Source organism: Candidatus Formimonas warabiya, from assembly GCF_002777255.1.
Classification (GTDB): domain Bacteria; phylum Bacillota; class Dehalobacteriia; order Dehalobacteriales; family Dehalobacteriaceae; genus Formimonas; species Formimonas warabiya.
Genome location: NZ_CP017634.1, coordinates 5,931,624 through 5,944,839, shown reverse-complemented (window position 1 = coordinate 5,944,839; position 13,216 = coordinate 5,931,624). Strand labels below are relative to the sequence as shown.

At 46.8% G+C, this 13,216-nt stretch carries 11 protein-coding genes; 3 read left to right on the top strand and 8 right to left on the bottom strand.

Annotation, left to right across the window (positions count from 1 at the left end; translation table 11 throughout):
- Positions 1–826 precede the first annotated feature (826 nt).
- Positions 827–1,453, top strand: a complete 627-nt coding sequence (locus DCMF_RS26740) for a cobalamin B12-binding domain-containing protein (protein WP_148137268.1) — start codon at positions 827–829, stop codon at positions 1,451–1,453.
- A 115-nt stretch (positions 1,454–1,568) separates the two neighbouring features.
- Positions 1,569–2,366, top strand: a complete 798-nt coding sequence (locus DCMF_RS26735; protein WP_148136608.1) for a methyltetrahydrofolate cobalamin methyltransferase — start codon at positions 1,569–1,571, stop codon at positions 2,364–2,366.
- Between the two features lie 86 nt (positions 2,367–2,452).
- On the opposite strand, the gene DCMF_RS26730 is transcribed toward DCMF_RS26735, so the two are convergent.
- Together DCMF_RS26730 and DCMF_RS26725 are read right to left on the bottom strand one after the other, a co-directional pair.
- Positions 2,453–3,085 (bottom strand): corrinoid protein, encoded by a 633-nt coding sequence (locus tag DCMF_RS26730; RefSeq protein WP_148137267.1) that lies wholly within the window; start codon positions 3,083–3,085, stop codon positions 2,453–2,455.
- 54 nt (positions 3,086–3,139) lie between these two features.
- A complete protein-coding gene (locus DCMF_RS26725) occupies positions 3,140–4,426 on the bottom strand; it encodes a PocR ligand-binding domain-containing protein (RefSeq protein ID WP_148137266.1) in 1,287 nt (428 codons plus the stop codon).
- A 377-nt stretch (positions 4,427–4,803) separates the two neighbouring features.
- Here DCMF_RS26725 and DCMF_RS26720 point away from each other — a divergent pair, with 377 nt between their 5' ends.
- A complete protein-coding gene (locus DCMF_RS26720) occupies positions 4,804–6,216 on the top strand; it encodes a trimethylamine methyltransferase family protein (RefSeq protein ID WP_148137265.1) in 1,413 nt (470 codons plus the stop codon).
- Between the two features lie 206 nt (positions 6,217–6,422).
- On the opposite strand, the gene DCMF_RS26715 is transcribed toward DCMF_RS26720, so the two are convergent.
- From DCMF_RS26715 to DCMF_RS26690, 6 genes are all read right to left on the bottom strand, one after another.
- Positions 6,423–7,241, bottom strand: a complete 819-nt coding sequence (locus DCMF_RS26715; protein WP_148137264.1) for a carbon-nitrogen hydrolase family protein — start codon at positions 7,239–7,241, stop codon at positions 6,423–6,425.
- Positions 7,242–7,282: 41 nt separating this feature from the next.
- Positions 7,283–8,788 carry a tripartite tricarboxylate transporter permease gene (locus tag DCMF_RS26710; protein ID WP_148137263.1) on the bottom strand — a complete coding sequence of 502 codons (1,506 nt, stop codon included), beginning with the start codon at positions 8,786–8,788 and terminating at the stop codon, positions 7,283–7,285.
- A gap of 13 nt (positions 8,789–8,801) precedes the next feature.
- Positions 8,802–9,257: a tripartite tricarboxylate transporter TctB family protein gene (locus DCMF_RS26705; RefSeq protein WP_214658936.1), complete on the bottom strand. Its 456-nt coding sequence runs from the start codon at positions 9,255–9,257 to the stop codon at positions 8,802–8,804.
- 100 nt (positions 9,258–9,357) lie between these two features.
- Complete coding sequence (locus tag DCMF_RS26700; RefSeq protein ID WP_148137261.1) at positions 9,358–10,341, bottom strand: Bug family tripartite tricarboxylate transporter substrate binding protein; 984 nt, start codon at positions 10,339–10,341, stop codon at positions 9,358–9,360.
- 16 nt (positions 10,342–10,357) lie between these two features.
- Positions 10,358–11,095 (bottom strand): creatininase family protein, encoded by a 738-nt coding sequence (locus DCMF_RS26695; RefSeq protein ID WP_148137260.1) that lies wholly within the window; start codon positions 11,093–11,095, stop codon positions 10,358–10,360.
- Between the two features lie 199 nt (positions 11,096–11,294).
- Positions 11,295–13,091 carry a sigma-54 interaction domain-containing protein gene (locus DCMF_RS26690; protein WP_148137259.1) on the bottom strand — a complete coding sequence of 599 codons (1,797 nt, stop codon included), beginning with the start codon at positions 13,089–13,091 and terminating at the stop codon, positions 11,295–11,297.
- Positions 13,092–13,216 lie beyond the last annotated feature (125 nt).

Genomic DNA, 13,216 nt, shown 5'->3' with positions numbered 1-13,216 from the left:
TATCCCAAAATTTTGTCCGGCTTTGACCAATCGATAAAAAATAATTTTCCCAGATTTCCTCCTTTCCCTAAGAGACAATATGTTTGTGACTTGTTCGTCAGCTTTTAGTAAATTGATCCACATAACAAGTCTAAAATATGTTAATATTCTTTTAATTATTTGATTATTCCTGCAAATAAAAGAATTAAATTTAAATTAATTCTTTCTAAAATTTAAGCAAGCTGCATGCCAAAATAAAAACATATCACTTAACCTTACAGCAATAAGCGTTTCAATATTCCCCAGTTATTTTGGTGATAAGGATCTACCAATATTACCGTAATCCTTTATATTTTTTCTTTTTTCTAGATTTAGGCTTAATCCCCTTTGTGATAAACAGCAAGCCTCTTCAATACTATTGCCAATTTTTTGCGAAATCCGGCAGTTTATTTGCTGTTTGTTTGCACTTTTATCGAGGAGCCCCCAAGTCCGGTTATAATACTTAGCCGAATTCGCGAATTTTGAAGCACCCGGACTTTCCCGGGAAATCGACCGGGGTCTCCAAACATTCATTGCCGAACTAACGTCATAACAGCCTTATCTTATGAAAAACTTCATTATTGACAATAAAATCCGGGGTATGGTAAAACAAATCAGAAGGAATTGACAGCAGGCGAAAAATTTATTTTTGATAGATATTTATTAATGGCACAATATTTGCTAAAATAATAATTGGCTATCTTGGAAAGAATTATAAAAGTGACAACTGAAGTGCCATCATTTGGATTCCTAGGGGTACCGCCCCTACATAATAATAAAATTTTAAAAGGTAAAGGAGATTAGAATTATGGCAAACTTTGAAGCATTGTCCCAGAGTGTGATTTCCGGAAAAGAGGCCCAGGTGAGAGAACAAACGAAAGCACTGGTAGACGCAGGAGTAAACCCTCTTGATATTATCAACCAGGGTTTAATCGCCGGCATGAACGTGGTGGGCGCCCGGTTCAAAAACGGCGAAATGTTTGTTCCGGAAGTACTCATGTCCGCAAAATCCATGGCATCCGGTATTGAAATCGTCAAACCTTTGATCGCCGACAAAGATATGCCCAGCAAAGGCAAAATCATACTGGGCACCGTGAAAGGCGACCTCCATGACATCGGTAAAAACCTGGTGGGCATGATGTTGGAAAGCGGCGGCTTCAGTGTAGTTAACTTAGGCATCGACATTCCTCCGGAAAAATTTGTGGCTGCAATCAAAGAACATACCCCTGATATCGTAGCTATGTCCGCTCTTCTTACCACCACCATGCTGCATATGAAAGACACCATTGAATTAATCAAAGAAGAAGGCCTAAAAGTAAAATGTATCGTGGGCGGCGCCCCTATTTCCCAGGACTTTGCCGATGAAATCGGCGCCGACGGCTTTGCTCCCGACGCCGCTTCTGCAGTAGAACTCTGTGCAAAACTGCTTGCCTAAGATAAAAACCTTTTCGGGATCAGAGAAGACCAAAGAGACAAGACCCTTTTCATAGAGGGTGGAGTCTCAGGGATATTTTTTAAAAAACCTATTTTAAAAAAGGAGAAAGTAACAGATGTTAATAGTTGGAGAACTGATCAACACCAGCCGGAAAGCGATCAAACCGGCGGTAGAAGCCAGAGACGCCGCTTTTATCAAAGATATGGCCCAGAAACAAGTGGATGCCGGCGCCGATTACGTTGACGTCAATTGCGGCACCATGGTTTTCAATGAAGAAGAAACCATGGCCTGGCTGGTGGAAACCGTGCAGTCCCAGGTGACCGCACCGCTCTGTATCGACAGTCCCAATCCCAAAGCTTTGGAAGTAGGGCTTTCCCTGTGCAAGCACGGCCAGCCCATGATTAATTCCATCACCGCGGAAAAAGAACGCTATGCCACCATCCTGCCCTTTGTCTTAAAATATAAGGCCAAGATCGTCGGCCTGTGCATGGATGATTCCGGGATGCCGGAAACTGCGGAAGACCGCTTAAGAATTGCCGACAGGCTGGTAGGCGACATGGTTGCCGCCGGGGTACCGGAAGACGACATCTACCTGGATCCCCTGGTGAAACCGGTGAGCACGGGAGACAAAGCCGGTTTGGAAGTACTGGACACCATTTACGGGATCAAGCAGAAATATCCCAAAGTCCACGGCATCTGCGGCTTAAGCAACATTTCCTACGGTTTGCCCAACCGGAAAATCTTGAACCAGGTCTTCATGATCCAGACCATGACTATGGGCATGGACGGCTACATCCTGGATCCCCTGGATAAGACCATGATGGGTTTTGTGTATGCGTCCCAGGCCCTCCTGGGTAAAGACGAATTCTGCATGAAGTATTTGACCGCCCATCGCAACGGATTGTACGAATAAAAATTTCTTTCATGATACCAAAGGGAGTGCCCGGAAGCAAAACTTCAGGAACACTCCCTTTTTTCATGGATAAAGCCCTCCGTCATTTACCTTAATAAAGATTGGATTAACCCGATGGATTCATAGGCCGAGTCAGCATAGCCGTCCGCTCCAATACCCATGGCATAGTCCCAGGTCACTGGGCTTCCCCCCACAATAACTTTTACGGATTGGCGCAGATTTTCCCTTTCTAAGGCATCCACGGTCTCTCTTAAAGCAGGCATCGTAATCGTTAAAAGGGCCGACATCCCTACAATATCCGGGTGATGTTCCTGAACTGCTTTGACAAAAACTTCAGCAGGTACATCAATGCCCAAATCGATTACTTTCATACCCGCTCCTTGAAGCATCATCACGAGCAGTTGTTTCCCAATATCATGCAAATCACCGGCCACGGTTCCGATCACCACTTTCGGCCCAATTTCCTGAGCTGTTTCCTTCATTACCGGCTCTAAGGTGTAGAATCCGGCCTGAATCGCCCGCGAAGCCATTAAGACATCCGGAATTAATAAGCGATTTTGCTTAAACTTTTCCCCAATATTGATGATCCCCGGAAGCAATGCCGAATCTATGATTTCTCTTGGGGTCAGGTCAAGCTGGAGGCCCACTTCCACCAAAGATTTAACCTCCGACGCATTCCCTTTGATGATCGCATTGATGATCTTTTCTCTGATTGCCATATTCTTCCCGCCTAAACTTTTTTATTGCTTTTTTCCGCCGACCTTTTCAGGTGATCATCCCCTACCTTGCCGAAACTCGCTGGGTGTCAAGCCTTCCAAGCTGCGAAAAATTTTGCTGAAGTAACTGGGATTATTATATCCCACCTTTTGGGCAACCTCTTTCACACTGTTTTTCTGGTCACTCAATAATTTTTTCGCCCTTTCGATTCTAATTTTCGTTAAATATTCCAGGATGGTACATCCCGTTTCTTCTTTAAATATATGGCTTAAGTAATACGGGCTGAGATACACGGCCTGGGCAACTTTTTCCAGTCTGAGATCCAAATGATAATTATTTTGTATATAGGCCAAACTTTGTTGAATCACCTGGGAATTCTTGCGCATGGGACTATCGGCAAAATCCAAGTACTGTTCCACGATCACATGGAAACAGGATAAAATTTGGTTTGGTGCGGACAATTTGAGGATTTCTCCTGCGTAATGATGATTCAAGGCTAGGATTTGTTCCGCAGCAGCTCCTTTTTCGATCAATTTGCGTGAAATCACCGCCAATAATTCGGAAACACAGACCTTTAAAAGGCCTAGATCCTGGTGGCAGTAATTTTGCATTTCGGCTAAAATACCTTTAAGGTTTTCCAGCACGTCTTCCCTTTTGCCCTGTTTGATCAGGCTTAAAAATTCTTTTTCTTTCTTAAGATAACTGGAAACATCATTTTTACCACTCAAAATTTTCCGCTCATTCCAGCCTGTTTCCAAAAGCTTGCGGGCCACCATTTCTTCCCGTAAGAAAAAGCGCTGCTTTTCTATTTTTTTCTGCTGGTTCAGCGACTCCATACTGGTTTTTACAATATGATTGGCAATAAAAAATAATAAATCGGCGGCTGCTTGCACTTTTTTGCCCGACACCACGGGCAGTTCCTGGGCAGCGGTAATCAATCTGGACATGTCTACAGGGAATTTCTTATTCATCATCGTCAATTCGATCCAAAAAAAATCTTCCGGCTTCCACATTAATACCTGTCCACAAATGATGCTCCCTAAATGCCGTCCATTGAAAAGAATCGGTGCAGACCACTCGATTAAACCTGCCGGGCACCGAAAGATATAGGGCTCCCCGATCAGCGCCGCCATTTTTCCGGCCCGGGCATAAGCCTGACTACACCTGGTTTTTGCCTCGGGAATGGCGCGGATGATTTTGCAGAAATGACATTTTTCCAGCAAATGTTCATTAAGATCCAGGGGATTACCCTCCAGGTCAACCATAATTGCCGTTAAATCTGTGGCCGAATTAAATGTTTCCAGAATTTTAACCAGGATCTCTTTTTCATTTAGAGTAAACAAAGTGATATCACACCTCTACCCATTTATGAAGAATAGAAATATTTCCACATTTAAGTTTTCCCTAGTAAAATTATATTATTAAAACAAATAAATAACAAATATTTAAGATTGGGGTGATGGTACTGATCCCCATAACAATCGTCATGATCAAACAAAGTTAAGCAAATGGCAACAATCTTGTTCTTATATTAATGTAAAACAAGATTGTTGTCTTTTAAAGGGATACATTTTGGCAAAACTGTCACTTTAATAGCAAAAAACTTGGGAGGATAAACCGGTTCCCATTTTGAAATATTAAAATACTTTTAAAATACTCTTTGTTTTTCCATACGTGTTTTTCCTGCCAGACCATAAAAAAAGTGAAGGAGTGGGAATCTATGCAGAAATACGAGGTTTTAAAAAAGGACCAGATTGAACAAATTCATGAAACAACCATGAATGTCTTGGAAAAGATTGGTGTAGAGTTCCGTTACGGCCCTGCCTTGGATGTTTTTGCCAAAGCCGGGGTCAAGGTTGAAGGGCAAAGAGTCTTCTTGAGCCGGAAAATGGTGGAAGAGCAGATCAAAAAAGCACCCGGCCAATTTACCCTTTATGCCCGAAATCCGGAAAAAAACGTGCTCCTCGGCGGTGACAGCCTGGTTTTCACCCCAGGTTACGGCTCTCCTTTTATCACAGACTTAGACCGGGGCAAACGTCAGGGCACCCTGGAGGATTTTCACAACCTGGCTAAATTATCCGGGGCCAGTCCTTATCAGGATCTTACGGGAGGCATTCTCGTTGAGCCTAACGATATCCCTACCGGCAGACGGCATGTGGAAATGGCCTATTCCTGTATCAAAAATAGCGACAAATGCTTTATGGGCAGCTCCTATGGAGACAAATGCGCCCAAGATATCGTAAAAATGATGTCCCTTGTTTTCGGACCTGAATGGAACCCGGTGCAAAAGCCGGCCTTACTTACTTTAATCAATTCCATCACGCCCCTGATCTTTGATGAAAGAATGCTGGGTGCTTTAATGGAATACGCCAAAACGGGACAGGCTGTAGTCATTACTTCGCTGACCATGGCCGGTGCCACCGGCCCTGCTACCCTGGCCGGCAGCCTGGTCTGTCAAAACGCGGAAGTGCTGGCCGGCATTACCCTTGCCCAGTTGATCCGGGAAGGTACTCCCGTTATCTATGGCTCTGCTTCTTCCATTACAGAGATGAGTACCGGGTCTTTGACCATTGGTGCCCCGGAAATGTCCCTTTTGACTGCCGCATCGGCCCAAATGGCCCGCTACTATCATCTGCCCTGCCGGGGAGGCGGCGCGATTTCAGATGTTAAAACAGCCGATGCCCAAGCCGGATACGAATCTATGATGAACCTGCTCATCACGGAAGTGAGCGGAATCAATTTTGTCCTGCATGCGGCAGGTATTATAGAATCCTACAATACCATTTCTTACGAAAAATTTATCATTGACGATGAAATCTGCGGCATGGTGAAAAGAATCAAAAAATCCTTTGATGTGAATCAAGAGACCCTGGCCTTCGACGTCATCAAAGAAGTAGGACCGGGAGGGCATTTTCTGGATAAAGAGCATACCTTCCATCACTTCCGGGGGGAATTCTACCGTCCGGCCCTGAGCAACCGGACCACCTATGAAATGTGGAAAGAGAACGGTTCCCGCCAGGCCATGGAAGTGGCCAACAAGAAGTGGAAGGAGATCCTGTCAAATTATCAACCGCCGGAATTACCGGCTCAGGTAGATAAAGCGTTGCAGAAATTTATGGGGGAAATTAAATAGACCCGGCGTCCGCCCCACTTCTATGAAAAGGCCGGCATAAGCCGCCTTAAAAGGAAGTTAAACACCGCTTTCTGACCTTACGGCCCGAAAGCGGTGTTTCATTAAAAACAAAGATTTCCTTACGTCCGATTGAATAAATCAGGCCTGCTCTCCGCGCACATAGGTATTCAATTCAAGAACCGTCCCTGAATTTACTGTCCCTGAATTTACTCATGATAGCAGTCCGGCCTTCTGTTTTTCAGACAGGGAATCTCCTGCCGGATACGGTAAAGTAAATCCAAATCGATTTCTGCGGTGATCACTCCTTCCTTGTCACTGCTTTTGGCAATCACATTTCCCCAGGGATCAACCATAAGACTTTTACCATAGGCGGGGAACTTTGGCTTTACACCGATTTGAGCGGGAGCAATCACATAACTCTGGTTCTCTATGGCTCTAGCCCGCAACAGCGGCTCCCAGTGATCTTTGCCCGTAAAAAGGGTAAAGGAGGCGGGGATCAAGAAAATCTCCGCTCCCTGTAAGGCCATAATTCTGTAAATCTCCGGGAAACGCAGATCATAACAGATGCTGAGCCCAATTTGGGCCAAATCCGTGTCCGCGACAACAATCTGGTTTCCCGGCTTTTTCGTATCAGATTCCATAGCGGAAGGTCCGTTGGTCACTTGGACATCATACAGGTGCATCTTCCGGTATTGGGCGGCAATCTCTCCCTGGGGGCTCAACAATACCGTGGTATTATACAATTTCTTTTCCCCCGGGATGATTTCGCCGATACTGCCGCAATGCAACCAAACCTGATGCTGCCGGGCCTTTTTCCCCAACCGTTCAATGGTAGGTCCGGGAATCAATTCCGCGTTCGCAAATTGGCCGGCCGGGTCTCCGATAAAGTTGACCAGTTCCGGCAGCCCGATCAATTTAGCCCCGCGGCCTGCCGCTTCATCTATAAATTGCTCCACCTTCCTCAGATTTTCCTTTTTATCATTTCCACTGTCCACCTGAACTGCGGCAGCTATAAATTGTTTCATGGCAACTCTCTCCTTATCTTAATCCTGTAATTGAAAGCTCTCTAGGCTTCGATATCGCCGGACAGCATGCCCCGCTTGTTCTTGAGGGAGCTGTATATGCTTCCTCCTATCAGCACCGCCACAAAGCAGAGGATGCCCACACAGATGGGGCTGGTGAGAAAAATCTTCATACTGCCCCCTGAAATGTACAAGGACTGGACAAAGGCAGCTTCCATCTTCAGACCCAAAACAAAGGGAAGGACTGCCGCCGCGGCAGGGAAGCCCATTTTTTTCATAAAATAACCGATCACACCGAAAATCAGCATCACCCCCACATCCCAGAGACGGTTATTCACGCTGTAAGCCCCCACGATACAGAAAATCAGGACCAGGGGAAAGAGAATGTCAAAGGGCACCATTGCTACTTTGGCCCACAATCGGGCCAGGGGAAGATTCATGATCACCAGGATCACATTGCCGATATAGAAGCTGGCGATGACGCCCCATACAAAAGCTGAGTTATCCTGAAACAGCATCGGTCCCGGAGTCAGCCCGTGCAGCATGAAGGCCCCGAATAAAACGGCAATGGTAGGGGAACTGGGGATGCCCAGGGTAAACAGGGGAATGGTCGCCGCCCCGGCACAAGCATTGTTGGCGGTTTCCGGGCCGGCCACCCCTTCGATGGCTCCTTTCCCAAACCGGCTGGGGTCTTTGGCCACCTTTTTTTCCACGGAATAAGAGATCAGAGAAGCAATCACCGCATTTGCCCCCGGCAACAGGCCCACTAAGAAACCAATACCCGAGCCCCGCCAGATCGCATTCATGGTAGGTTTCCATTCTTTGCTTTCCGGCAGCAGCTTTTTTAATCGGGGAGGTTTTTTACGTATTAATTTTTCCTCTGCTCCAATCATAATCTCCGAGATGCCAAAAAGGCCCATGGCGAGAGCAGTCAGCTCAATCCCGCTGTACATATTCACAAGGCCAAAAGTAAAGCGGAGCTCCGCAGTCACCGGATCCAGCCCGATCATCGCCAGCACAAAGCCGAACAAAGCGGCCATCATTCCCTTGACCAGAGATTGGCCCATCAGGCTCACCAGCATCATCATTCCTAAAAGCATCAGGCAAAAAAATTCCGGAGGCCCGAAACGCAGGGCAAATTTGGCCAGCACAGGGGCAAAAAAGGTCAGGCCGATCACGGCTACGGTGCCCCCCACAAAGGATCCGATGGCGGAGACACCCAGCGCCGTACCTGCCCTGCCCTGCTTAGTCATCTCATAGCCATCGATACAGGTGATCACTGATGCGCCTTCACCGGGGGTATTGATCAATACGGAAGTGATGGTTCCTCCGTACATGGCACCGTAGTAAATTCCCGAGAGCATAATGATGGCGGAAACAGGCTCCATGCCGAAAGTTAAGGGAATAAGGATGGCCGTTCCGGCCACCGGTCCCAGGCCCGGCATTACGCCTACGAACATTCCCACGGTCACGCCGATCAAGCAATAGCATAAGTTCCACCCGGTAGCCGCAATAGCAAATCCGTGCAATAAATGATTAAGCGATTCCATTAGCTTTCACTCCTTACCACCCAAAAACGTTCACCGGCAGGGGGACCATCAGCCAAATCACAAAAACCCAGTATAAGAAGAGGGATGTCCCCAGTGAAACGCCAAGATTGACATACCATTTGAAATACCCTTTAAACATCAGGAAGAGCATCAGGGAAGCGGCCATCGTAAAACCAACGGATTTCACAATCATCATAAAGAGGACCATGTAAAGTAACAGGAAAAGGATGGTCTTCCGACCTGCCTGATCGGGCAGCACCGTACTGATCGGGACCGGATTGTTTTTGAGGGCATCAATCAAATAGACCAGGGAAAAAAGGGCAAGAAATAAGCAGAGCCAAAAGGGAAGAAAGCCCGGTCCGATCCCGCCTTGAGGAATAAAAAAGTCATATTGGAGCGAAGTACCTAGAAAAACCAGGGAAAAAAGGAGAAAAAAGAGTCCTCCCCACACGCCGGCATTTTTATACATGTTTCTCACCTCGAATTTACTTGCATTTCCCATATCAGGAGCATCGAAAGGTTCACTGCTCCTGCACCATATGGGCCTGCCGGCCACCTCAGGACCGGGGCTATTTCTGGGCACCGATCAGCTTGACCAGTCTTTCGTGGATCGGATACCTGTCTTCCAGCAGTTGCTTTAAATCCTGGGCACCCACAAATTGTCCTTCAAAATAAAGATCATTCTCAATGGTTTTGAGGAATTCCGGATTGTCATAGACTTCTTTTAAGGCCCGCTCCAGGATGTCCACAACCGGTTTAGGCGTGTTGGGCGGAGCCATAAACCCGCGATGCAATCCGGTATCAATATCTATTCCCAGCTCTTTCAAAGTAGGCGTATCGGGAAGAAGTCCGGAGCGTTGGGCAGTACTGACGGCTAAAGGCCTCAGGTCACCGGATCTTGCCCCGGGAACCACCTCGGAAACCGCGCCGAAGAGGATATCCACATGACCGCCCATGGCGGCGGTGCGCGCAGTAACGGTGCTGTCAAAGGGAACATATTTGATCTGGAGTCCCCCGGCCTTCTCCCAGATTTCCGCGGAGACTTGTTCTAAATACCCCTTTGAGCCCGCTGATCCCCATGTCAGCTTGCCGGGATTTTTTTTGGCAAAGTCAATCACATCCTGCATGGTGTGAAATTTGGAATCTTTGGAAACAGCTACCACATTGCCATCATAGACCAAAGTAGCCAGCGGCTCCATGTCCTTCCAGGCCGGTGTCGTCATAGTGCCCCCAAGATAAACGGCCATCATGGCATCCGGATTGGCGCAAAGAAGGGTATAGCCGTCCGCAGGACTGTTATAGGCCTCCATCGTGCCGATGACGGTACTGCCGCCGGGCAGGTTTACCACAACCATGGGCTGTTCAAGGGGACTATATTTGGCCACCGTGCGGGCTAAAATATCCGCCCCCCCTCCTGCTGCTAAAGGCACGATTACTTTTATCGGCTTGGTGGGATATTCCACCTGGGTTTGCGGGGAACTGCAACCGGCCGTGATGGTAACTGCTAAAATCATGCCTAATAAGGTACCCCATAATTTTTTTCTCGGTTTCAAATTTATTCCCTCCTCGTTAATTTTCACCCATTTCTTCCTGCACAAAACCGGCGATCCGTTCCAGGCAAATTTTCACCACCTCCCTGCCCTTTTCAGGTGTCGCTTGATCCGGATACCCGATCACTCCTGAATCTGCATTTTCTCTATAGCTGGAGTAGCTAAATATTTCCCCGTAGCGGGATTTTTTCTTCACCTTCCCCTGAACCGCCGCATTCATATTTACTAATTCCGGCGCTACTTCCATCAGAACAGCGGTGCAGGCTTCCCCGGCATGACCGTAAGGGGAATCCGGACTGGTCATCAGCTGCCTGCCGTTGTTTTCCACCATCTGCCACCAAAAAATCTGGGCAGCTTTTATATTTTGGGGCTTTAAATACTCCAGGCATAGATGATCGATGATGGGAACATTGCGCCGGTGGGTATTGAAAAACAGTATTTTCTTAAATCCCCACCCGATCAGGCTGGTGCAAATCCCCTGAAGATACTGTCCCAATTGATCAGGGGTTACCGTAAGAGACCCGGGAAATTCCATCAAGGGACGGGTATACCCTACGGGAACCACAGGCGCAACCAGTGCCTTGATCATCTCTGAAAGCCTGATGGCAAGGCGTCCGGCAATTAAAGTATCACTCCCTAAAGGCAAATGGGGGCCAAAAACTTCGATCGAGCCCACGGGCACGATCACAAGGTCCGTTCTGTGACGGGCTTCCTCGAATTCCATCCAGGACATTTTCAGTAATTCCGTTTTAGTCATTTTTTCTCTCCTCACCGTACCTAAAATAGGATCATGAGATCCATTACCCTTTTATTAGCAACAATGATGCCAAGGTCAAAGCTGCCCAAATTCAAGCTTTTTATCTCACTATTGAGACGGAAAGCATAAAAAAAAGAGGACTTCCTTGAAAACAATTGAGCAAAGAAAGACCTGTCTCTCAAATGAGATATATGTCTCATTAGAGAGACAAGAGATGGTACTTTTTTGCCTTACGATAGAAAGTCGCTCTGCTTATTTTCAACTGCCTGCATAAATCCAGGATTTCTTTGTCGTTCAAATGGTTGCCTGCACAAGCGACGGCTTCTTTTAAAGCCGACTCCTCCGCCTTGGTAATAACCTCGGCAAGGGGAAGCAGGGCAGGGCCTTTTCCCCCGTACCCGGAGGAAAAGTTCTTTAATTTGTGGGGCAGGCTGTCGGATCCGATGATCTCCGAGCTTGCCAGACTAAGCATATACTCAACCACATTCTCCAGTTCTCTCACATTGCCCGGCCAGCTATAGCGATAAAAGATGTTCATCACCTCATTTGAGAAACCGATCACATTCTTTTTCAGCAGGTTTTCATGCTTGTTTTTAAAAATGTTGACCAGGGGATAGATGTCTTCCGGTCTTTCCCGTAAGGGAGGAATATTTAAGGGGATCACGTTTAACCGGTAGAAAAGATCCTTTCTAAACTCACCCTTGGCGATGGAATCCTCTAAATTTTTGTTGGTGGCGGCGATGATCCTGACGTTTACTTCCACAGGACGAGTTCCCCCCACCTTGTCAATGGTTTTTTCCTGAATCGCCCGTAACAGCTTGGTCTGCAAATATAAGGGCATATCGCCGATCTCGTCCAGAAAAAGAGTCCCTCCATGGGCCAGTTGAAATTTACCCGGTTTCCCTCCTTTTTTGGCCCCGGAAAAGGCGCCCTCCTCATAGCCGAAAAGCTCACTCTCTAAAAGCGTTTCCGGGATGGCGGCACAATTGATGGAAATAAAGGGCCCCGTACTACGGTGGCTTTCCTGATGAATCGCTCCGGCGAACATTTCTTTCCCCGTACCGCTTTCTCCGGTGAGCAGCACCGTGGAATCTATCTTGGCGACCTTGATCGCCTTATTTTTAACCTCGTTGATCGCTTCGCTTACCCCAATAATATCTTTAAAAAAATATGCTTTGCGGATTCCGGTAACATTGGAAACGATTTTTTCTATTTTGGCATACTCTTTTAAGATCAGAACAGCACCTTCTTGTTGATCGTCGATGCCCAGGATCGGTTTGATAGTGATAAAAACATGGATTTTTTTCCCTTGATACACGTCGACGATCTCCCGGTCATCTAAAGCAACCCCCTCATTTAAAACCTCGCAGACGTATCTTTTGATCCGGCACTCATCCATTTCCCGGTCCAGAATAGCGGCTTCCGCGATCCCCAGCATTTCTAAAGCCGCCTCATTAATTTGGGTGACGATTCTTTTGTTGTCCACGTAGATCAGGCCTTCATCCACCGTGTTCAGGGTCATTTTGAGTTTGTTGGTGATGAGCAGGTTCTTTTTTAGGATTTCCTGTTCTTTTAAGGTACTGGAAATCAGAGCAGCCATTTTTTCCGTATATAACAAAAGTTTTTCCTGCTGTTTAATGATGATGTTTTTCTGTCTTTCGTCAAAAGCCAGTAAACCGATGACACCTTCACATTCGTCATCAACCACAATAGGCTGGATAATGTGGGCTTTTTCCTGGCATTTTCCTCCCCGCGTACAGTGCTGGCAAATATCACCGGGTACGCTGGCCGTGACAATACACTTTTTGCCGATAATCACGTTTGCCGTGGCGCAGCCTTGATTCACTCGCTGGGATAGGCGGTTCCGGTACATCCCGGTGGCCGCCACCCGGAACAGATCTTTATCGGTGATCACCACATCCAGCTCAAGTACAGAAGCAATGGCATCAGAAACCTGCTCAATAAAATTTCTCATTTTAAGTAAATTAGACATCATCTAGGCTCCTTTATTCTGAGTTTACAGCTAGACTGTCATGGGGACGGTATAACAAGACACCCTCCCATCCCTGACGCAAAGGTGATTGGAGTTTATTTTCTACTTTTTTCCCCTTTCTCCTTCTA